General features: G+C 32.9%; 27 protein-coding genes. 6 read left to right on the plus strand and 21 right to left on the minus strand.

Translation table 11 applies throughout. The annotated features are described in order from the left end of the window. Positions 1 to 41 precede the first annotated feature (41 nt). Genes LS72_RS06255 through folD form a run of 6 tightly spaced genes read right to left on the minus strand, consistent with a single transcriptional unit; the run spans position 42 to position 3,737 of the window. Positions 42 to 596 carry an adenine phosphoribosyltransferase gene (locus tag LS72_RS06255; RefSeq protein ID WP_034554204.1) on the minus strand — a complete coding sequence of 185 codons (555 nt, stop codon included), beginning with the start codon at positions 594 to 596 and terminating at the stop codon, positions 42 to 44. Between the two features lie 10 nt (positions 597 to 606). Continuing rightward, positions 607 to 945 carry a hypothetical protein gene (locus LS72_RS06260; protein ID WP_034554202.1) on the minus strand — a complete coding sequence of 113 codons (339 nt, stop codon included), beginning with the start codon at positions 943 to 945 and terminating at the stop codon, positions 607 to 609. Between the two features lie 11 nt (positions 946 to 956). Beyond that, on the minus strand, positions 957 to 1,379 hold the full coding sequence (gene rpiB, locus LS72_RS06265) for a ribose 5-phosphate isomerase B (protein WP_034554201.1): 423 nt from the start codon (positions 1,377 to 1,379) through the stop codon (positions 957 to 959). A 9-nt stretch (positions 1,380 to 1,388) separates the two neighbouring features. Then, complete coding sequence (locus LS72_RS06270) at positions 1,389 to 2,072, minus strand: site-2 protease family protein (protein WP_034554199.1); 684 nt, start codon at positions 2,070 to 2,072, stop codon at positions 1,389 to 1,391. Further along, positions 2,072 to 2,872, minus strand: coding sequence for a signal peptidase I (gene lepB / locus LS72_RS06275; protein WP_034554198.1), 801 nt, complete (start codon positions 2,870 to 2,872; stop codon positions 2,072 to 2,074). The genes LS72_RS06270 and lepB overlap by 1 nt, the downstream gene beginning before the upstream one ends. Positions 2,873 to 2,888: 16 nt before the next feature. Then, the gene (gene folD, locus LS72_RS06280) at positions 2,889 to 3,737 is read right to left on the minus strand and encodes a bifunctional methylenetetrahydrofolate dehydrogenase/methenyltetrahydrofolate cyclohydrolase FolD (protein ID WP_034554197.1); all 849 of its coding nucleotides are present in this window, start codon (positions 3,735 to 3,737) and stop codon (positions 2,889 to 2,891) included. A 67-nt stretch (positions 3,738 to 3,804) separates the two neighbouring features. Between folD and LS72_RS06285 the strand changes: the two genes are divergently transcribed. From LS72_RS06285 to LS72_RS06295, 3 genes are all read left to right on the plus strand, one after another. After that, positions 3,805 to 4,140, plus strand: a complete 336-nt coding sequence (locus LS72_RS06285) for a c-type cytochrome (RefSeq protein ID WP_034554196.1) — start codon at positions 3,805 to 3,807, stop codon at positions 4,138 to 4,140. A gap of 4 nt (positions 4,141 to 4,144) precedes the next feature. Further along, a complete protein-coding gene (locus LS72_RS06290; protein WP_034554195.1) occupies positions 4,145 to 4,780 on the plus strand; it encodes an LOG family protein in 636 nt (211 codons plus the stop codon). A 79-nt stretch (positions 4,781 to 4,859) separates the two neighbouring features. Continuing rightward, complete coding sequence (locus tag LS72_RS06295) at positions 4,860 to 6,038, plus strand: replication-associated recombination protein A (RefSeq protein WP_034554194.1); 1,179 nt, start codon at positions 4,860 to 4,862, stop codon at positions 6,036 to 6,038. Positions 6,039 to 6,073: 35 nt separating this feature from the next. Here LS72_RS06295 and LS72_RS06300 read toward each other — a convergent pair whose 3' ends face one another. Both LS72_RS06300 and LS72_RS06305 read right to left on the minus strand, forming a co-directional pair. Next, the gene (locus LS72_RS06300; protein ID WP_034554193.1) at positions 6,074 to 6,358 is read right to left on the minus strand and encodes a 4Fe-4S binding protein; all 285 of its coding nucleotides are present in this window, start codon (positions 6,356 to 6,358) and stop codon (positions 6,074 to 6,076) included. Positions 6,359 to 6,465: 107 nt separating this feature from the next. Then, positions 6,466 to 7,179 (minus strand): prepilin peptidase, encoded by a 714-nt coding sequence (locus tag LS72_RS06305; protein ID WP_034554192.1) that lies wholly within the window; start codon positions 7,177 to 7,179, stop codon positions 6,466 to 6,468. A gap of 49 nt (positions 7,180 to 7,228) precedes the next feature. Between LS72_RS06305 and nadD the strand changes: the two genes are divergently transcribed. Continuing rightward, positions 7,229 to 7,795, plus strand: a complete 567-nt coding sequence (gene nadD / locus LS72_RS06310) for a nicotinate (nicotinamide) nucleotide adenylyltransferase (protein WP_034554191.1) — start codon at positions 7,229 to 7,231, stop codon at positions 7,793 to 7,795. After that, positions 7,785 to 8,129 (plus strand): ribosome silencing factor, encoded by a 345-nt coding sequence (gene rsfS, locus LS72_RS06315; protein ID WP_034554189.1) that lies wholly within the window; start codon positions 7,785 to 7,787, stop codon positions 8,127 to 8,129. The genes nadD and rsfS overlap by 11 nt, the downstream gene beginning before the upstream one ends. Before the next feature lie 635 nt (positions 8,130 to 8,764). On the opposite strand, the gene LS72_RS06320 is transcribed toward rsfS, so the two are convergent. The 11 genes from LS72_RS06320 to argF all read right to left on the minus strand — a co-directional run bounded on the left by LS72_RS06320 (position 8,765) and on the right by argF (position 18,398). Beyond that, entirely contained in the window at positions 8,765 to 9,250 is a 486-nt protein-coding gene (locus LS72_RS06320) for a hypothetical protein (RefSeq protein ID WP_034554188.1), read from the minus strand. A gap of 208 nt (positions 9,251 to 9,458) precedes the next feature. Beyond that, complete coding sequence (locus LS72_RS06325; RefSeq protein WP_138155186.1) at positions 9,459 to 9,905, minus strand: hypothetical protein; 447 nt, start codon at positions 9,903 to 9,905, stop codon at positions 9,459 to 9,461. Continuing rightward, on the minus strand, positions 9,895 to 10,176 hold the full coding sequence (locus LS72_RS06330) for a hypothetical protein (protein WP_034554184.1): 282 nt from the start codon (positions 10,174 to 10,176) through the stop codon (positions 9,895 to 9,897). The genes LS72_RS06325 and LS72_RS06330 overlap by 11 nt, the downstream gene beginning before the upstream one ends. A gap of 377 nt (positions 10,177 to 10,553) precedes the next feature. Beyond that, complete coding sequence (locus LS72_RS06335) at positions 10,554 to 11,066, minus strand: phosphatidylglycerophosphatase A family protein (RefSeq protein ID WP_034554182.1); 513 nt, start codon at positions 11,064 to 11,066, stop codon at positions 10,554 to 10,556. A gap of 13 nt (positions 11,067 to 11,079) precedes the next feature. Next, on the minus strand, positions 11,080 to 12,321 hold the full coding sequence (locus tag LS72_RS06340) for a sulfate adenylyltransferase (RefSeq protein WP_238700740.1): 1,242 nt from the start codon (positions 12,319 to 12,321) through the stop codon (positions 11,080 to 11,082). After that, positions 12,257 to 13,150, minus strand: coding sequence for a response regulator (locus tag LS72_RS06345; protein WP_034554408.1), 894 nt, complete (start codon positions 13,148 to 13,150; stop codon positions 12,257 to 12,259). Before LS72_RS06345 ends, LS72_RS06340 begins: the two co-directional genes overlap by 65 nt. After that, positions 13,147 to 14,310, minus strand: a complete 1,164-nt coding sequence (locus LS72_RS06350) for a bifunctional 2-C-methyl-D-erythritol 4-phosphate cytidylyltransferase/2-C-methyl-D-erythritol 2,4-cyclodiphosphate synthase (RefSeq protein ID WP_034554406.1) — start codon at positions 14,308 to 14,310, stop codon at positions 13,147 to 13,149. Before LS72_RS06350 ends, LS72_RS06345 begins: the two co-directional genes overlap by 4 nt. A 92-nt stretch (positions 14,311 to 14,402) precedes the next feature. After that, the gene (locus LS72_RS06355) at positions 14,403 to 15,686 is read right to left on the minus strand and encodes a (Fe-S)-binding protein (RefSeq protein WP_034554405.1); all 1,284 of its coding nucleotides are present in this window, start codon (positions 15,684 to 15,686) and stop codon (positions 14,403 to 14,405) included. 7 nt (positions 15,687 to 15,693) lie between these two features. Beyond that, positions 15,694 to 17,064, minus strand: coding sequence for an oxygen-independent coproporphyrinogen III oxidase (gene hemN / locus LS72_RS06360; RefSeq protein WP_034554403.1), 1,371 nt, complete (start codon positions 17,062 to 17,064; stop codon positions 15,694 to 15,696). Between the two features lie 3 nt (positions 17,065 to 17,067). Next, on the minus strand, positions 17,068 to 17,499 hold the full coding sequence (locus LS72_RS06365) for a DUF2603 domain-containing protein (RefSeq protein WP_034554401.1): 432 nt from the start codon (positions 17,497 to 17,499) through the stop codon (positions 17,068 to 17,070). After that, a complete protein-coding gene (gene argF / locus LS72_RS06370; protein WP_034554400.1) occupies positions 17,478 to 18,398 on the minus strand; it encodes an ornithine carbamoyltransferase in 921 nt (306 codons plus the stop codon). The genes LS72_RS06365 and argF overlap by 22 nt, the downstream gene beginning before the upstream one ends. A gap of 109 nt (positions 18,399 to 18,507) precedes the next feature. On the opposite strand from argF, the gene hypA reads away from it, so the two are divergent. Further along, on the plus strand, positions 18,508 to 18,852 hold the full coding sequence (gene hypA, locus LS72_RS06375; RefSeq protein WP_034554398.1) for a hydrogenase/urease nickel incorporation protein HypA: 345 nt from the start codon (positions 18,508 to 18,510) through the stop codon (positions 18,850 to 18,852). Here hypA and LS72_RS06380 read toward each other — a convergent pair. Together LS72_RS06380 and LS72_RS06385 are read right to left on the minus strand one after the other, a co-directional pair. Then, on the minus strand, positions 18,838 to 19,299 hold the full coding sequence (locus tag LS72_RS06380) for a tRNA (cytidine(34)-2'-O)-methyltransferase (RefSeq protein ID WP_034554397.1): 462 nt from the start codon (positions 19,297 to 19,299) through the stop codon (positions 18,838 to 18,840). The genes hypA and LS72_RS06380 overlap by 15 nt on opposite strands. After that, positions 19,300 to 19,578, minus strand: coding sequence for a hypothetical protein (locus LS72_RS06385; protein ID WP_034554395.1), 279 nt, complete (start codon positions 19,576 to 19,578; stop codon positions 19,300 to 19,302).

Consider the following 19,578-nt stretch of genomic DNA (forward strand, 5'->3'; position numbering starts at 1 on the left):
GTCTAAGCTCTTTTTAAGAGAGTTTAGAGCTTTTGCGTTCATTATAGACTTAAAACATTATAAATAGGGTAAAGGTTCTGGAGATTTTCTTCTCCTTTTAAGTCTTTAAGGTGAATAATAAAACAAGCCTCTATGCAATTAGCCCCTGCTTTTTTTATGAGATTAGCAGCTGCATAGGCAGTTCCTCCAGTGGCAAGTAAATCATCAATAAGTAAAACTTTGGGTATATGGTTTAAAATTTCATTTTTGAAAGCATCAATATGGATTTCAATTTCATTAAAGCCATATTCTAAAGAATATTTTTCAGATATTGTCGTGTAGGGGAGTTTGCCCTTTTTTCTAATGGGGATAAAGCCAACATTGAGGGCATAGGCTAGAGCAGCACCAAAAATAAACCCACGACTTTCAATCCCTGCGATATAATCTATTTCATAAGATTGGTAATAGCTTTTTAGATGATTAATGAGTAGCGTAAAAGCTTCTTTATTGCTAAGAAGCGTTGTTATATCGCGGAAATTAATCCCGGGTTGTGGAAAGTCTTTGATAGAACGGATAGTTTGTAGCAAGAATTCTTGCTGTGTTGTTGTTAATTGCATAGTTTCTCCCTTATAATAGAGCTTCTATTTTTTGCTCTAAATCTTTGATTTTACTTTTATATTTTTCTGTTTCAACCCTATATTGAGAGTTTCTTTGTTTGAGTGCTTTGACTTCGTTTCTTAAAGTAGTGATTTCATCTGTTAAAATATCAATATTTCCTAAAGCCCTTTGGAGTTGGAGTTGGTGTTTGCGGATAAGTATTTCTGCTTCTTGTAGGGTTAATTTCATAATAGCACTATTTTTTTCTTCCTTTTGTGCGACACTTTTGTAAAAAAAGGTTTTAACGACAATAAATAAGACAAAAAGAATAAAAGTTGTTAAAAATAACCATTGTGTAAAAAGTGTCATTTTATCCCCTATTACAATTTTTCTATTCTTTGTAAATGCCTACCGCCTTCAAATTGACTTTGGCAAAAATTTTGTAAGATTGCTTCTGCCATATCTATCCCAATTACTCTAGCCCCTAGGCATAGGACATTAGCGTTGTTGTGCTTACGACTCATAGCTGCACTATAAGGTTCATAGCAAAGGGCTGCTCGGATTCCTTTAAACCGATTTGCAGCAATACTCATTCCAATTCCGCTACCACAAATTAAGATACCAAAACTCTTTGAATCTTCTAAAACTTTCTGGCAAAGTAAATTCGCAAAATCTGGATAATCAACTTTAGTTTGATTATGGCAACCTAAATCAAAAACTTCATAATTCCTAGTTTGCAAAAATTTAAGAATTGGGCTTTTGAGAATAAAACCTGCGTGGTCATTTGCAATATAAAATCTCATATTTCCCCTTTAGAGTAGCCAATGTATAATCCAATTCATAGGCTTTGAAAGGATTATTGAAAGCGGTGTGCTTAGAATAACCATTAAACATATCATTCCTAGCATCGGATGAATCTTGTTAAAAAGTTTAGCAAAAAAATCATTTTTAAACATTAAACCCAGATAAGCTAATACTTGTGAGCCATCTAAAGGAGGAAAAGGGAGGAGATTAAAAACCCCTAAGATAACATTATAAATGAGTAATTGTAAAAAGAAGAAAAGAATAAGCTCTAAAATAAATTTAGGATTATCAAAGTAATCCAAGAAGCCACTAAATATTCCCCCATTAAAAGCATAAATACAAAAAGAGCAAAAAAGGGCTAGTGTAAAATTATAAGCAACACCAGCAATAGAGACTCCAAAAGCCCCCAAATATCCGCCATTAGAAATTACCCTATCCATTCTCACAGGGACAGGCTTAGCCCAACCAAACAAAAAAGGGGCATTGAGTAAAAAGAGTATTACAGGAACAAGGATAGAGCCAATTAAATCTATATGCACTAGAGGATTTAATCGGAGTCTACCTAAATCCTTTGCACTGCTATCGCCATATTTATAAGCTACTAACCCGTGCATAATTTCATGCCCTATAATAGCAATAAGTAAGGCAATGACGATTATAGGAAGCTGGTAAAATAAGGGTAAATCAAACATTAGGGTGTTTTTTGAGTCTCTAAAGATTCGATAGTTTCTCCTATCCTTTCCCATCGGATATTAAAATCACTATCCCAACTTAGATAGATAAACCACGGCTTGCCAACAACATAGCGATAAGGAACGCTTCCCCAAAATCTTGAATCATTAGAATTATTCCGATTGTCCCCCATCATAAAAAATTCATCTTCCTTAATCTTTGTATGAAAGGCTAATTCCCCATTATCTAAGGTGATAGGTTCCATGCCAATTTTATGCCCGCTTTGCAAATAACTTTGTAATTGAACAAAAGCATTAAAAGGGATATTTTCATAATGTATGCCCGGGTGTTTTTTAGCATAAGGTTCATAAAAGTAGGTTTTACCTTTATAAATGAGTGTTTTGCTAGAATCTTCAGTATAAGGATTGTCACTAGCAAAAGCAACCCATAATCCCTCTTTGGTGTAAAGAATTTCATCACCACTAATTCCTATATTACGTTTTACATAATGTATTTTTGGTTCTAATGGATAACGGAATATTACAATATCTCCCCGCTTTGGACGATCCCCTTCAAAAAGATGCCCATTATTATTAAAATCAGGCAAGACTTTTATCTCTATCCAAGGAATTGTGGGTGTTGGGATTCCATAAGAATATTTTTTGACAAATAAATTATCACCAATTAGCATTGTATTTAACATACTTCCACTAGGGATAACAAAAGCTTGAGCGACAAAGAATATTACGCATAAGACGATGATAATTGTGCCTGTCCAACTATTAATAAACTTACCTAATTTATTAAATATTTGATTCATTAAACTTCCTTAAATCTTATAAATTTGCACGAATTTTAGTGGCTTTTATTGTATTTTGCAACAAAGAAGCGATTGTCATAGGTCCTACACCTCCTGGAACTGGGGTGATAAAACTGCAAATAGGAGCTACATTATTAAAATCTACATCGCCTATAATTTTTCCATTTTCCAAGCGATTGATGCCTATATCAACAACAATGGCACCTTCTTTAACCATTTCTTTGGTGATGAGGTTTGGCTTGCCAACGGCTACGCAAAGAATATCTGCATTTTTAGTATGCTCTATGAGATTGTTGGTGTAGATATGGCAAAGCGTAATGGTTGATTTATGGTTAAGGAATAATGCACCTAAGGGTTTGCCAACAATATTGCTAGTCCCTACAATTACCACATTTTTACCCTTAAGGTTAATATCATAGGCTTGAAGCAATGTAATAACTCCCATAGGGGTAGCAGGAGTAAATCCTTCAAGATTGGCTGAGATTCGCCCTACATTAAAGGGATGAAAACCATCGACATCTTTATGGGGGGCAATGGCTTCTAGGATAGTTGTTGTATTAATGTGTTGAGGAAGAGGCAGTTGGACTAATATCCCATCAATATTTGGGTTTTGATTTAGCATATTAATGGTTTGTAAAAGAGAATCTTGCGTAATGCTTTTAGGCATTTCGTGTGTTGTAGAATAGATTCCTGTTCGCTTACAGGCTTTTGCTTTCATATTTACATAGCTTTGAGAGGCTGGATCATCGCCTACTAAAATAACCGCTAATCCAGGAGTAATTTGTTTTTTGTTTAGAAGTTGCACTTCTTCTTTGAGCGTTTCTTCGATTTTTAAAGCAAGAGATTTTCCATCTAATATCTGCATTTATAGCCTTTGAAAAGTTATTTTGATATTATAATAAAAAAAGTTTTTTTATAGTTTAAGGCTTTGTATGTATCGGTTATTTTTGCTGATTTTTGGTAGTTTTGTTTTTGCACAAGAGAGTTTTATTACATCTATTGAATATGGAAAAATGCTTTATGAAAACCCTCGCGGTATAGGTTGTGTAGAATGCCACGGACAAGCAGGGGAGGGAAAAAGAATTACAGAGTATTACCATAAAAAAAAACTCATAACTTTGCAAGGACCTGCTATTAATCATCTAACATTTGAAGCTTTTGCTAAAGCTTTAGGGGAAAACAAAAAGGTTATGCCAAAATATTATTTAACAAAAAGTGAGATTCAAGCTATTTTTGAATATATAGAATCTAAAAATTCTACAAAGTAAGATAATGCAAGAGTTATTAATTGGCTATAAAGAAGTATGTAGGAGTTTTGAGGTTTTAAAACCTTATGAAAATATCTTAACGATTTTTGGGGGAGCAAGGGTTGCAAAATATAGTGAAGCTTATAAGCAGATAGAAAGATTAGCCTTTGAGCTTGGAAAGGAAGGCTATTGTATTATGACAGGAGGGGGACCTGGGATTATGGAAGCTGCTAATAAGGGTTTGGTAGAATCTAAAGACAAAGATTCTAAAGTAGTTTCTATTGGGCTAAATATACAGCTTCCCCACGAGCAAACAATAAATCCTTATGTAGAGATTCCTTTAATATTCGAAAATTTTTTTAGTAGGAAATTTGTCTTTAATCACCATTCTATAGGAATTATCGTTGGAGAGGGAGGGTTTGGGACTTTAGATGAATTAAGTGAGATTCTAACATTAATAGCCACCCAAAAGATACAAAAAATACCCATTATTTTGTATGGCAAGGAGTATTGGAAAGGTTTTTTTCACTGGATTGAGGAAGTTATGCTTAAAGAGGGGTTGATTTCTAAAGAGGAATTAGAGATTATAAGTATTGCAGACTCTCCAAAAGAAGTTTTAAGGATTTTAAAAAATCGGGTTGTTAAAACCATACATCATTAATAAAACCATAAACATTGCAAAAAGTGCTAAAATAATAGGAGCAAATCGTGCCATATTATTCCTTTATTAAGAAAAGTTGATGAAAAATTTATCATACAACAAAAGACCTAAAAGTTTTCAGCAATTTGTCGGACAAAAACACCTCTTTGGAGAGAATGCTCCTTTTATGAAACTTCTTAAAAGTGGGAGTATCCCGCATAGTTTTTTCTTTGGTAATGCTGGAAGTGGTAAGACAAGTGCGGCACTTTTAATAGCGGATATGCTCTCACTCCCATTTTATCCCCTTAATGCCACGAATTTTAAGTTAGAAGATTTGCGTAATATTTTAAAACAACACCAAAATACTTTACAAAAACCTTTGATTTTTATTGATGAAGTGCATAGATTAAGCAAATCCCAACAAGAAGCACTATTACCTATAATGGAAAATCATCAAGTCCTTATCTTGGGAGCATCTACGGAAAATCCTTTTTTTGCTCTAAGTAGTGCGATAAGATCGCGTTCTTTTGTTTTTGAGTTTTTTGCGTTGAGTAAGGACGAATTAAGAGAGATTTTAAAGCCTTATGATTTAGACTTAGAAATTCAAACCTATTTGATAGAAAGTAGTGGAGGAGATGCTAGGGCTATGCTTAATTTACTTGATTGTGCCTTAAGTCTTAAAGAGCCACTTACCCTAGCAGTTCTAAAGTCTCTTCGACCAACCTCTTTGAATATCGGTGTTAGTGAGCTTGATAGACATTATAATCTCATCTCTGCAATGATAAAAAGTATCCGAGGAAGCGATGAAAATGCAGCTATTTATTACTTGGCACGATTAATTACAGAGGGTGAGAATCCGGAATTTATAGCAAGACGATTAGTAATTTTAGCGAGTGAAGATATTGGTAATGCTAATCCTAATGCTTTAAATTTAGCGGTTTCTACAATGCAAGGGGTAGCAAGAATTGGTTACCCAGAAGCTAGGATTCTTTTAAGTCAATGCGTTATTTATCTTGCAGCTTCACCTAAGTCTAATAGTGCTTATGAAGCTATTAATGAAGCGATAGATTATGTAAAAACTCATCCTAATGAAGAAATTCCAAAGTCTCTTTGTCAATTTTCTAAAGATTATCTTTATCCTCATAGTTTTGGTGGTTGGGTAGAGCAAGAGTATTTGTCTAAAAGGCTAAAGTTTGTCAAGTGGCTACCTAAAGGATTTGAAAAAACATTAAAAGAATGGATTGATAAAATAAGGGGTAAAGATAATGAAAATTCTTAAAGAAAGCTTCTTAGATTAGGAAACCCTAATCTAAATTATTCCACTACGGGAGTATGTGATGTTCGTTTATCCTCTCCAATATCATCTCTGTGTGGTTGAGCTTCTACGATGTTATCCCATACAATGCAACCCTCTGTTGGACAGGCTGTTGCACAGGCTGGTTCATCGTTATGCCCTACACATTCTACACATTTGTCATTATAAACAAAATAGCAACCATCATCATTTGGGTTATCATCATCATCTACGATTGCTTCAACAGGGCATTCATCAATACAGGCTCCACAGGCTATACAAATATCAGTAATTTTTACAGACATAATTTCTCCTTAATTTTTAGTTAATGCCTCTAAGTATATAAGAAGCTCTATAAAATAAAGTTTAAAAAAATTATTTCTTAATAAAATTCTAACTTTATTTGGGGAGGTTAAAAAGTTGTTACTATCAAGAGCAACAAGAAGCCAAAAAACAAGAAAGGGACAAATGGCATTTTGTATGTTTTTGTAACAAGCATAACACATAAGGTTGTAATAGCTGCTATAAAGATTGCCACAAAAGCGTAGAATATCCCTAAAGCACCACCAAGGATACCAAAAACAATAATATCCCCCTCCCCCATAACTTCTTTGTTACAAATACTTCCGATAAAAAGCCTTAAGAAACTTGCAATACCCATTAGAACAAAAGCATTTAAAAAAGGATTAATGGGCGAATAAAAAGCGTTTAAATCGGCATAAAATCCATAGCAAATTCCAAGCCCAAAGGTTAGGAAGCTTAAAATATTAGGAATCTCTAAAAAATACCAATCAATAACACAAAGTGTATAAAAGAATAAACATAAAAAGAAGCAAACAATTCCCCCAATACCATAATGATAAAAGCTAAAAACTGCGAAAAATCCACCTAAACATTCACTTAAAAAATACCAAAATGGAATCTTACTTTGGCAGTGCCTGCATTTTTTGTTTAAGAAAAGATAAGAGAATAGGGGGATTTTGTCTCTCCAAAGTAATGTTTTTTTGCATTGTGGGCAAAAGGAGAAGGGTAGGCATAAATTTAAATTCTTTGGGATACGATAGATTAAGACATTAGCAAAGGAGCCTAAAATAACGCCAAAAACAAAAACAAATAAAAATTCCATAGCATTCCTTAAAATTTGATACAATTTTACATTATTTTTTGGAGATTTTATGGGAGATATAGCGGTTTTTGGAGGGTCATTTGACCCTCCACATTTGGGGCATTTAGAGATTATTAGGGTTGCTTTAGAAAAATTAGCCATTGACAAACTTTTTGTCGTGCCTTGTTTTTTAAACCCTTTTAAGGCAATCTCTCTTTTTAGTTCAACGCAGCGTCTAAGTTGGCTTAATAATCTCTTAATAGGTAAAGATTCAAGACTTAAAGTGCTAGATTTTGAAGTTAGGCAAAATAAACCTACACCAACATTGAAAACTATAAAGTTTATTGAAAACCTTTATAAGCCCAATAAAATCTATTTACTCTTAGGTGCGGATAATATAGAGAATTTGCCTAAATGGTATCAGTATGAAAACCTTAAAGCTAAGGTGGAGTTTGTTATAATTCCGCGTAAAGGCTATGAAATAGTTGGTGATTTTAGAGTCTTGCCTATGCAAGAAATAGCGATTAGTTCTACACAAATCAAACTTGCGTTACAAAAGGATGATTTGGAGGTTTTAGAGTTTATCCCGCAAGCTATTTTAGAGGAGATTTTAAAAAGGAAAGAAATTGCAAGATAGAGAAAAAGTTATTGAGGAAATTTGTAAAATTATAGAGGATAAAAAGGGTGAAAATATTGAGGTTTTTAATCTTAAAGGGAGTGATTATTTTGTAGATTTTGTGGTTATTGCAACTGCACTTATTGATAAGCACGCTTTGGCATTGTTGGATTTTTTGAAAAAGGATTTAAAGCAAAAAGGGGAAAGTTTTTTAAATATCGAAGAAGAAAATCCTAATTGGATAGTGGCAGATTTAGGGGATATTATTATTCATCTTTTTACAGAAAATCAAAGAAAGAAATTTAATTTAGAAGAATTTTTAAGCAAAATTACACAAAAGTCTTATGAAGTTTAATAATTTTGGTTATTTCCTTTAGACTTAAAACTAAAAGATTGAAATAAAAAGCTTTAAATGCTAAATAAAGTTCAAAAAGGATTTTAAAAGCATAAGATTTCTTTTTGATAAACAAACTTTCCACAGCTTAGTAAGTTATACTTCCTATCCACAAAAATTTTTTAAAACATTTAATCTTATTCATTTATTAAGCTTTTAAATCTATTAAATTTTATAAATATTCATTCTCTTATTTATTATTAAATCTTTTAATCTTAATTTATTAATGAATCTCTTTATTTGTCTTTATTGTCTCTTAAGTGTTTGTTTCGTTTTTAATTATTAAAGTGAAGTTACTTTTACTAGAATTATTAATAATAGAATTAAGCTTACTATTCTCATCAATACTAATGCCTCCTGATATAGAATTCCATTATTCACTAACCCTCCATTAACACTAGCACCCTCTTGTATCTTTATATCACTAGCTATCTTTGCATTATTACTCTTTATAATCTTACCCTCTAACTTCGTATTAGCACCACTTATAGTAATACCTCCAGTTAAAGTAGTATCACCAGCGTTAGCAATAGCAGTGTTACTTCCTCTTCTTGTAGAAGTAATAGTAGCCCCACTTTCAATGGTAATCTTACCACTTATCGTTCCACTATTATTAGAAATACCAGCAGTGCCACCTTTGATCTAGCTCCATCTTTAACAGTAACCTTCTCAGTTTTTGTTCCTCTATTTAACCAAATACCATAATCATCCCCACTAATCCTAGTATTTGCTCCACTAATTTCAAGCTCTCCTAAAGTTTGATTATTTCCTACTATAATACCTGAATATTTCCCAATCACTATTGCACCATCTTGCATAGAGAATTTTCCAAATTTACCAATGCTTACAGCAAACCCAAAATTATTTCCTCTTATTGTGCCTGTATTAATAATGCTTTCAATAGTTCCTTCATTTAGCTTGACACCAGCGTGTAGATTGTTATCACCCTCAGAAATGATATTTCCTTTATTGATAAGGGTTTTAATATTTGCTCCAGCAGTGAATATCCCAGAGCAACTTTTTGATTCTATAGTATCTGTATTAGTAAAACTTTCTATGGCAGCATTTTTGCTTATATTCATACCCGTATTTCCTGCTTTTATAGTCTCACTATTACTAAAGCTTTGTATGGTAGAGTTATTATTGATATTAACCCTTCCACCTTAATCAAGCCATTATTATTAAAGCTCTTAGTTATAATTGCATTAACGTCATAGTTGTTATTAGTATCCTTAGCCTCTATGGTTCCAGTATTGTTTAAAGTCCCTAAAGTAGCATTATTTTCAATAGCTATGGCAGAGCTATCATTTTTTTTATGAATCCACTATTGCTAAGTGTTCCTGCACTAGAGTGATTAATACCTAAAGCCTTATTATGCTTTCTATGTATAGTTCCCTTATTAGTAAAGTTTGTAATAGTAGAATCGCCCACTATACCACCACCATTTGTTGCTCCAGCATTAGCAAAAGTAGTTATGGTAGAGTTATTTTCCAGAGAAATGCCACAAGCTTGATTACTATCCATTATCCTATTATTAATAAGGGTATGAATGGTTCTTTCGTTGAATAAAATATTGCCCATACCATCTCTATTGGCTTTTAACATTCCTTCATTTTCACAAGCTTGTATCACTCCTTTATTGATATTAATATCTTCAGTATTTGATTTTGTTATCCCTTTATTAATAATGTCCCTATGGCAGGCATTATCCCTTATATCCATGGTTCTAACCTGCATTATTAGTCCATCTGTAAAACCTTGTTCCCTCATTAATTACTAAATTATTATACTTTACTCCATTTTGATTCCCCACAATTTTATTATTAGTTCCACCAGTAGAAGTAATAGTATCTATAGTCCCACTATTTTTTAAAGTAATAGTTCCTGATGTAGCCCAACTATCTGCACCTAAAGAAGTATTTAAAACATTTATTACACTTAAACTTAAAAATAAAGTAGAGCTTGGCAAATTAGGGATCAAAGAAAAGTTATTAGATTCATTTTTCAATGGATTAAGAATATTTACTTTAATAAAATTAAATATATTATAACATATATTTATAATAAATTTATTTATATTAAAAAATGAAAATTTAAAATATTCTTGTAAAGCAAGAAGTTTAGGGATTAATTGATTAAAGATTAAGGCTTTAAGATTAGAGTGAAATTAGATTCTATAATAGAATCTAAAAGCTTAGGGTTTAAAAGTTTGAGGGTTTTAGAATTTGTTTTTATAGAATGTAGAGTTTTAGTTCTTAGGAGAGTTTGTAAAGGGTGGGATTTATTTTGCCCACCCCCTAATATTTATTAGTAGATTCATTAGGTATCCTTTGTGCTGTTTGTGATTTGATTATGGCATAATTTAAAAGATTTATTATCGCTACTTTAAAAATTCAAGCTCTCCATTTTAGTTAGGATTCCTATAACTATTAATCCTAATATCCCTGCAAAAAATCCTGCGAGTAAATCATCCCCCATTACTCCCAAGCCTCCTTTGATATTTTTATCTACTTTGCCTATAATGGATGGCTTCCATATATCAAAAATCCTAAAGAAAATAAAAGATAATACTATCCCAAGTGTGGTATTGCCAATTATAGCAATACTTACCCAAACGCCCGCAAGTTCATCAATTACAATTTCTTTTCTATCGTGTTCTAATCCTTTCTTTTCATAATGGTCAATGATTTTAATACCAAGTGCAGAAATTAAGAGGGCAGAGAGCAAAAGTGTAGTGTGCGAGAATGAAGCGATATAATAAGCAAAGGGTATTGCGACTAAAGTCCCGATAGTTCCAGGTGCTTTGGGGGATAAACCGCTAAAACATAGCGTAAGATACATTTTAGCTAAGAAATCTTTTGGATTTTTAAAAGTTAGAAAAAAACTTTTTTCTTGCATAAAAATTCCTAATTTAAGGATGTGTTTGGTAAAGTTCGATAAGTTTTAAATAAAAATCTTCTTCACTTTGCTCTTGCAAGATACCATTTTTTGAAAACATTGTTTGGTATTGTTTAATAATGTGTTGAAAACGTTTAGGAAAAAGGTGGCTAAGGATTTTTGCTGATACTTCTTTTCGCACTAAAATAGTAGGAGGGATTAATCCTGCTTTTAAAATGCTTTGGATGAAATTAGAGGAATAATTAATATGGTGGTGTTTCCCGTGTGGGCAGGTTTTGGTGCTAATAATTGTGTTGCATTGGTTGCAATAAACAAATTCGCTAAGCAGTTTTACTTTGATTTTAATGTTTTTGGTGGTATCAAAAATAGAATGGATTTTTTGGTGGTCGTAGTAAATAGCTAGATTGGGATAATTTTCCCCAATAACTATTCTCTCACAACCTAGATTTTGAGAGAGGATAGCATCTAAGATAATCCCGTGTGCTCCAGCAAAAAGATAGATGTTATCTAAAGGAAAAATCATAATTTTGCCCTTTGGTAAGAAGTTTTCAATCACATATTCTAAACATTCTTTGCGGATTTGAAAATCTAGTAAATCTTCATTTTGTTTGCGCAGCAAGAGTAGGATTAATAATTGGTTTTTATCTAAAATAAGTCGGAATATATGTTCGTGAATCCTTGTAATAGGGGAGGCGTCTAATACCATTGAAGTAATACTTTGTGCTTTTGTGCTTTTTTTGAATTGTAGGATTTTGTCTTTTGCAATTCTATTATCAAAGCAATTATTTGCGAGTGAAGTTATAATGTTGTATTCTCCACAAATGGCATAATTACCTAATCGACGATAAATATCTTGTGCTTTTTGCGAGTAAATATCTCCACTCATAATCTTTAAAAGTCTTTCTTTTTTATCAATAAAAAAGCTTGAATCCACCTTTAGAGTCCCATAGACTTGGTTGTTATAGACTAAGTCTAATACCTCCCCTTTAGTAGCGGTTTTGATAATCTCTTCATTGCGTTTTCCTGCGGGTGCTAGAATGAAAGAGAGAGGGAATCTTTGGTTGTTATAAAGTCCGGTTTTATCTACCTCTAGCATTTTTGCTTCATCCATTAAATGCGTTACTGGATAAAGTAGCCCCTCTTGGCATAAAAGGAGGGCAAAAATAGCTTCTTTGTCGATGAATAGAGATTTATTTTTTCTTTGCAATTCCATATTTTTTTCTTCTCTCCCATAGACTTTTTCTGGACATTCCAAGCTTTTTGCTAAGTTCTGTATCAGGATATTTATCTTCAAATTTTAAAATCGTTGTTTTGACATATTCATCGACACTTAAAATATCTTCTTCGAGATTTTCAGTGATACTTTTGGCGCTGATTTCATAAACATTGCTAAAACTATCTTCAATTTCTTCGCCTAAGTAAGAAAGCATTGCGGGAGTATTTTTTAATTTTTTTAAAAACTCCTCTCTTTTTTCTTTTGTAAGTGTTTCAAAACCAATGATGTAGTTAAGCTGTTGCCTAGAAGTATTTTTTAGGTAATCTTGGAATTTGGGGTTTTTGTAAAAAGAATGGAAGTTAATGGATAGTTTTTTTATAATAGCGTAATTAATCACATAAGCATCAATAATCTTTTGGGAAATGCTTTTGATGATGAGAGGAAAGGAAACTATTGCATTAATAGAATGGTTTGGGTTGATTAAAGAACTGCAAAAATAATCTTTATAGAATAAAATTTCTTTTTGTAATTGTTTGTAATGTGTGAAATGTTTGATTTTTCTAACAAGTTCATCAATCATAAAGGGTTTTACAATATAGTCACTTGCTCCAGCTTGCAGGGGAAATGTAACGGTATCATCGTTAATATAGGGAATCATTAAAATAACAATGGAGTTTTTAAACTTTTCAATGAGTGGATAGAAATCCTCTCCTGCGATATTTGTAGATAATAAAACAATATCTACTAGTTGGATATTAAAGGCTTCTTTGATGTTGGATACATTTTCGCAGTCAAATCCTAAATGATTGAGTTTTGTAGTGATGCTTTGTGCTAAGTAAATTTCATTTTCTATAATTAAAATTTTCATTGTTCTTCCTCATTTGTTTTATTGTGCCATTGGAAGTAGGTTAAAACCACATTAGAATGCACCAAAATCCCCTCTTGCCTACCGATAAAACCAAGCTTTTCTGTTGTCGTGGCTTTTACATTTACACAAAATAGGGGAATCCCTAAGAGTTTAGCAATATTTTTTTCTATGGCTTGTTTGTAGGGAGATATTTTGGGTTTTTGTGCAAATATCGTAATATCTACTTGTTGGATTGTATAGCCAACATTTAGGGTAAAATTCGTAATTTGTTCTAAGAGTTTTGCAGAATCTGCATTTTTATAGGTTTCATCATTATCAGGAAACCACTCCCCAATATCTCCAGCACCAATTCCCCCTAGTATGGCATCGCTTAAAGCGTGTAAACATACATCCCCATCACTATGGGCGATGAGCTTAAATTCACAAGGGATGAAGACTCCTCCTAGTAAAATTCCTTCTCCTTTTTTGAGAGCGTGAATATCGCTACCACAACCAATAAGGGTTTTCTTGTTAGGTGGAGGCAATGAAAGGCTTGATAGATCTTCTAAAGAGGTTAATTTTCTTGATTGTAGTGAGCCTAGCACAAATCCTACTTTTCCACCATTTGCATAAATAGCACTGCTTTCATCGGTGTAAGTGTGATTTCCTAAGGCATTTTTTAGAATCTTTGTTTTGCTTAGTTGGGGGGTTTGAATGATTTTTATTTGCTCCCTTTGGAGATATTCTAAGCCATCCTTATCATAGACGATAGTATCATTAATAGGGATATAAGGGACAACACAATCATAGTTATTAGCTTCTAATAGGATTGTATCAAATATGCTTTTGGGGATACTGCAACGTGCAACATCACTTACTAAAACAAATTCTTCATCTACTTGTGATAGGGCGTTTTTAAGAGATTCTTGCCGTGTCTCTCCACCCGTTGTGAGTAGGAAGTCTAATCCAAAAGAGTCTAAATACCGCTGCATATATTTCTTTTCACATTCTTTTGCACTAATAAGGACTTTGCTAAAGGGGTAATAACTGCTAATTTCTTGAGCTACTTTTAGCCATAAGGGGAGTTCTCCTATGCGTAACCATTGTTTTTTAGGAATCTTTTTTGTTTGGAAGCGACTGCTATCTCCTGCACTTAATACAATCAATGTAATTTTATGCAAATATAACCCCTTTTTTGTTTTGTTGTGATTATATTATAAATAAGCTTTGATACTTCTTGAATAGATTGTAAAGCTAAAGTTGTGGTATAGGGTTATTGTTTTATTGCATTGGCAATTAATTCTAAAGGGTGTTTAAAGGGAATATCAACCTTTTCTTGATAGAGTGCATTGCTTAGTTGCATTCTGCAAGCACTGCATTCTGCACTTACATACATTGCTTGTGTTTTATCTATCATTTTGGCTTTTTTACTCCCTACTTTACTAGCAAGTTCAAAACGTTCAGTTTGCATAGTAACTCCACCAAAACCGCAACACATATTAGAATCTTCCATTTCTATTAAAGTATAGTTTTGTGCTAAAAGATCTCTTGGTTCTTTCCATATTCCTAATACTTTTCTAGCGTGGCAAGGGTCGTGATAGGTTAAAGTGGGCTTATGGGTAGTTTGGAGATTGCTTAAGTATTCTTTAAGATGAGTAGCATTTGCTAGGTATTGTGTCGCCATATGAATTTTTGGCAAGATTTTTTGGATTCTTTGTTTAAATTCTAGGTTGTTTTTCATAAACTTTTCCCAATCTTCTATTACCATCGCCGCACAAGTTGCTTCTGGGATTAAAATCGCATCTACTTCATCAATAAAGGTTTCGAAATATTCTACATTGTGTTTGATAAGCCTATCCACGCTTTCAAAATCCCCTGTGAAATATGCCGGTGCTCCACAGCATTGTTGTGCCTTTGGAATCATCGCATTAATCCCTAATTTTTCTAAAATATAAAGCAGCGATTCACCAATTTCTTTGTAGTTGTAATTCCCCAAACAACCAATAAAAATTGCTACCTTTTTTTTACTTTTTGAATCAAAAGTTAAGTGTTCTTTATGGGTGTTTAAAAAGCTTTTTTTATAAGTTTTAGCAAAGATTCTATTTTTTATAAGAGGCAGTTTAAAGCGGGGAATTATAGAGCTTTTATCGGGGCTTTCTTTGAAAAGTAGGGGAGTGAAAAATGCGATAATTTTAAAACTAAAATCCATAATTTTGCGGTGCTTTAGGAGATAAAAAAATATGCGTTTAAACCAGCTAATTCCGTACTTCTGCATAAGCTCATAGCGGATATTTTCAATGAGTGTATCTGTAGGCAGAGAGATTGGGCATACGCTAACGCAAGTCGTGCATAAAAAGCATTTTTCAAAAATTTCTTTTGCGTTTTTATCAAGAGGAATTTCTTTCCTTTGGTAAGCACCTAATAGGTCAATAAAGCCTCTAGGGGAAGTTGCTTCATCGCCATTAATAGCAAAAATCGTGCAATCTGGAAGACATTTTCCACATTTAACGCAAGCATCACTTGTTGTTAGATAGTTATAATTTTCAAAATGTGCCATTTTTATCCTAAATTGTTTTGCTAAAAACTTTTTGTCCTTGCGCGATTTTTTTTAGGTAAATATCAAAAACCATCGCGATATTACGGATTAATAAAGTTCCCATCTCACTAACTAGAATTTCATCACTCTTAAGAGTAATGAATCCTGCTTCATTCAAGGGCTTTAGATTTTCTAATTCTTCTTTAAAATAGTCTTTAAAATTAATAGAAAAATCTTTTTGGATTTGTGTAAAATTGAGTTTAAAATTACTCATTAACTGCATAATCACTTTTTTTCTAATTTTATCATCTAGGCTAAGCTTAATGCCTCTACAAAAGGGCAGTTTCCCCTTTTGTAGGGATTCTTGATAAAGAGGCATTTCTTTGTAGTTTTGGGCATAATAATTCTCTCCCTCCCCAATAGAGGTTAAGCCAATGCCTATAGTTTGTGTCCCACCTTTTGTGCTGTAGCCTTGAAAGTTTCGCCTTAATTCACCTTTTTGTATAGATTGAAAAAGTTCATCATCTGCTTTGGCAAAATGGTCCATTCCAATCATTTTATATCCTGCTTCTTGCAGGTAGGTAATGGTGTATTCTAGAATCTTTAGCTTTTCTTCGGGATTAGGTAAGGTAGTTTCATCGATTTTTCGCATAGTTTTTTTTAGCCAAGGCACGTGGGCGTAGTTAAAAATAGCAAAACGTTCAGGGTTTAAACTTATGCAAGATTTGAGGGTTTGTTTAAAGGTTTCTAAGTTTTGATAAGGTAATCCATAGATTAAATCAAAATTAATTGAGGGGATGTCAAAATCTCTTGCAATTTCGATAGCCTTTTGCACTTGGGTAAAGGGTTGGTATCTATGGATAGCCGTTTGCACTTCTTGATTAAAATCTTGCACTCCAAAGCTTAGTCGGTTAAAACCTCCATTTTTTAGCACTTGCATTTGTTCTGTAGTGAAATATCTAGGGTCAATTTCACAGGCAATTTCTGCTTCTTTATCGAAGTTTGGGAAAGTGTTTTTTAAAAGATTAATAATGATTTCTAGCTCTTTTGCGTTAAAAAAAGTTGGTGTTCCCCCTCCAAAATGGAGTTGATAAACGATTTTTGTAGTATCCATTGAATCTTTTAAGATTTCTAGCTCTTTTTGGAGGTTTTTTATATAAAGTTGTTTATTTTCTTCTTTGCTTGTATAAATAACATTGCAACCACAAAAATAACAAGCGGTGCGGCAAAAAGGGAGATGAATATATAAAGAGAGGGGGCTTTTATCCTCTCTTAAGTCTTTGAGGTAAGAATCTAAAGTATAAGATTCATTAAATTCTATAGCGGTTGGGTAGCTTGTATAGCGGGGACCGGGTTTAGAATAAGTGGCAAACTTTTTAAAGTCTATGGTAGGTTGCATTGGTTATATTCTTATATTATTCATAGAATTATTTAAATCAAAATTTACAAATAAATAGGGATAGCGTTTTTTGATATTTTGGATAATCTTTTTGGGGTCTTTTTTGTAATTTTTGATTTCTTTTAAGGCAATGCACCAAACATCATCAAAATCAATAGGCATACTCTTGTAGATTTCTTGCTCTAATTTAAAGAGGTATTTATCCTCTTCTAACTTTTTTGCAGATTCCATAAGGGCTCTAACAATTTTTGTAGAGAGTAGGTAATATTCTTCATTATTGTTATCTTTGAGACAATAGGCTAAAGAATCCTTAGGGAAGTCTTGAAGAGATTCTGGTAAATCAGAGACATATTTGTGAGTTTGTGTAATTGCTTGTTTAAGTTTTTGGTAGCAATTTGTTTCTTTGTGTTGTATTAACGATTTTGATGTAGCCAAACCATAACTCCTTTTTGTATATGTAAGCGATTTTCTGCTTCTAAAAAAACTTTACTCTGTGTGCCTTCTAAAACTTCTTGCGTAACTTCTTCTCCTCGATAGGCGGGTAAGCAGTGCAAAAAGATAGAATCTTGTTTTGCTAGGGATAAAAGTGCTTTATCTACACAATAGCCTTTAAATGCTTTTTTTCGCATTTCTTTGTCTTTTTCTTGCCCCATAGAAGTCCAAGTATCTGTGGTAACAACATCTGCATTTAAAATTGCTTCTTTAGGGTCTTGCATTATTAATAGCTTTGAGCCAGAAATTTTAGCGAATGCTTGGGCTTGTTGCAGAATTTTTGGCGAAACTTGGTAATTTTTAGGGGAGGCGATTCTTAATTCAAACCCAAGTTTTGCAGCAAGCATTAACCAAGAATGTGCCATATTATTCCCATCTCCGATATATGCTACTATAGGGTTTTTATCTTTATGGCATTCTTGCATTGTGAAAAAGTCTGCGAGTAATTGCATAGGGTGAAAATCGTCGGTTAAGCCATTAATTACAGGCACACTAGAGTATTGTGCGAATTCTTCTAGGCTTGAATGTTTAAAGGTTCGCATCATTATCATATCTACCATAGATGAGAGCACTCTAGCGGTATCTTTAAGGGGTTCCCCACGACTAAGTTGTATATCATTATTTGATAAAAAGATTCCTTTACCCCCTAGTTGGTGGATACCCACTTCAAAGCTTACACGAGTTCTTGTGGAGCTTTTTTCAAAAATCATTCCTAAGGTTTTATTTTCTAAAAGATTGCTGTATTGACCATCTTTTAGCTCTTTTTTGAGCTTTTTAGCGATTTGTAAAATTTCTAAAATTTCTTCTTTGCTAAAATCCGCTAAAGTTAGAAAATGTCTCATTGATTACCTTGCAAAAATCTAAAATTTCTAGTGTTTTTAAGATTAAAAAAAATATTTTACAATATGATAACTAAAAATATTTTAATTTGTAGAAATAGTAGGAAAAAGTATGCACGAATTTTCAGTAGTCTCCTCATTGCTTGAGAATTGTGAGCAAATTGCTAAAGATAATCAAGCTAGTAAGGTGTTAGCTATCCATTTAGAAATTGGGGAGAGGAGTGGAGTAAATGCGGATTTATTAAAAAGAGCATTTTTAGATTTTAAGATTGGGAGCATTTGTGAAGATGCTGAATTGTTTATTAGATTGGTTAAAGTGAAGCTATTTTGTGAGAATTGTAAGCAAAGTAGTCAAGCTGTAGGGATAAATTATACACAATGCCCTTTGTGTGGCTCTTCATCAATTGCAATAATAGAGGGCAATGAAATGCTTTTATTGCGTTTAGAGATGGAATAAATCGCGTTGCCTAATGCCTTCATAAAGAACAATCCCTACACTTGTCGCAAGATTTAAACTTCTTGCATTATTTTGCATAGGAATAGTGAGTGTTTGTTTGGGGTATTGAGCGAGTAAAGAGGGATTTAATCCAGCATCTTCTCTGCCAAAATGCAAATATGCACCATTTTTTAAGTCTGCTTTATAGTAAGCTAAGGTGCTTTTGGTGGTGAGGTAAAAATGCTCTAAGGTAATAGCGGAGTTTAGAAAAGATTTAAAATTATCCCACTCATAAAATTCTAAATCTTTCCAATAATCCATTCCAGCTCTTTTGAGTTCCTTTGCAGAAATTTTGAAACCTAAGGGGTGAATAAGGTGTAAAATAGAATTGCTTGCAAAGCAAAGCCTTCCTATATTTCCTGTGTTTTGAGGTATTCTTGGCTGATGGAGGACGATATGGAATTGCATTTATCCTTCAATATTAAGGGGAGGTTTTGTGAGGGTTTTTGTTAAGGGCTTAGAATCTGTCTTTGAGTTTTGGGGTTTTGATAGGGATTTATTATTGGTTTGTGAAGTTTTTTCTTCTCTAGGTTTTAATAGGGTATCTTTGGGATAAAGTTTTTCACCTCTAATGAGGGCTTTAAAAAGTAGCGCAATGGCTCTTGAGTTTTTTTTAAAAAGTCGGTTTAGATGGTTAGTTATCAATGTATTTTGAATATTTTGTATATTGTTTTGTTGGTTTAGCAT

The organism is Helicobacter apodemus (assembly GCF_000765745.2).
Taxonomy (GTDB): Bacteria; Campylobacterota; Campylobacteria; order Campylobacterales; family Helicobacteraceae; genus Helicobacter_D; species Helicobacter_D apodemus.

Coding starts and splice junctions, on each gene's coding strand:
- LS72_RS06255 (WP_034554204.1), bottom strand. CDS start 596: ATGCAATTAACAACAACACAGCAAGAATTCTTGCTACAAACTATCCGT.
- LS72_RS06260 (WP_034554202.1), bottom strand. CDS start 945: ATGACACTTTTTACACAATGGTTATTTTTAACAACTTTTATTCTTTTT.
- rpiB (WP_034554201.1), bottom strand. CDS start 1,379: ATGAGATTTTATATTGCAAATGACCACGCAGGTTTTATTCTCAAAAGC.
- LS72_RS06270 (WP_034554199.1), bottom strand. CDS start 2,072: ATGTTTGATTTACCCTTATTTTACCAGCTTCCTATAATCGTCATTGCC.
- lepB (WP_034554198.1), bottom strand. CDS start 2,872: ATGAATCAAATATTTAATAAATTAGGTAAGTTTATTAATAGTTGGACA.
- folD (WP_034554197.1), bottom strand. CDS start 3,737: ATGCAGATATTAGATGGAAAATCTCTTGCTTTAAAAATCGAAGAAACG.
- LS72_RS06285 (WP_034554196.1), top strand. CDS start 3,805: ATGTATCGGTTATTTTTGCTGATTTTTGGTAGTTTTGTTTTTGCACAA.
- LS72_RS06290 (WP_034554195.1), top strand. CDS start 4,145: ATGCAAGAGTTATTAATTGGCTATAAAGAAGTATGTAGGAGTTTTGAG.
- LS72_RS06295 (WP_034554194.1), top strand. CDS start 4,860: ATGAAAAATTTATCATACAACAAAAGACCTAAAAGTTTTCAGCAATTT.
- LS72_RS06300 (WP_034554193.1), bottom strand. CDS start 6,358: ATGTCTGTAAAAATTACTGATATTTGTATAGCCTGTGGAGCCTGTATT.
- LS72_RS06305 (WP_034554192.1), bottom strand. CDS start 7,179: ATGGAATTTTTATTTGTTTTTGTTTTTGGCGTTATTTTAGGCTCCTTT.
- nadD (WP_034554191.1), top strand. CDS start 7,229: ATGGGAGATATAGCGGTTTTTGGAGGGTCATTTGACCCTCCACATTTG.
- LS72_RS06320 (WP_034554188.1), bottom strand. CDS start 9,250: ATGAATATAAGCAAAAATGCTGCCATAGAAAGTTTTACTAATACAGAT.
- LS72_RS06325 (WP_138155186.1), bottom strand. CDS start 9,905: ATGCAGGTTAGAACCATGGATATAAGGGATAATGCCTGCCATAGGGAC.
- LS72_RS06335 (WP_034554182.1), bottom strand. CDS start 11,066: ATGCAAGAAAAAAGTTTTTTTCTAACTTTTAAAAATCCAAAAGATTTC.
- LS72_RS06345 (WP_034554408.1), bottom strand. CDS start 13,150: ATGAAAATTTTAATTATAGAAAATGAAATTTACTTAGCACAAAGCATC.
- LS72_RS06355 (WP_034554405.1), bottom strand. CDS start 15,686: ATGGCACATTTTGAAAATTATAACTATCTAACAACAAGTGATGCTTGC.
- hemN (WP_034554403.1), bottom strand. CDS start 17,064: ATGCAACCTACCATAGACTTTAAAAAGTTTGCCACTTATTCTAAACCC.
- argF (WP_034554400.1), bottom strand. CDS start 18,398: ATGAGACATTTTCTAACTTTAGCGGATTTTAGCAAAGAAGAAATTTTA.
- hypA (WP_034554398.1), top strand. CDS start 18,508: ATGCACGAATTTTCAGTAGTCTCCTCATTGCTTGAGAATTGTGAGCAA.
- LS72_RS06380 (WP_034554397.1), bottom strand. CDS start 19,299: ATGCAATTCCATATCGTCCTCCATCAGCCAAGAATACCTCAAAACACA.
- LS72_RS06385 (WP_034554395.1), bottom strand. CDS start 19,578: ATGCTAAACCAACAAAACAATATACAAAATATTCAAAATACATTGATA.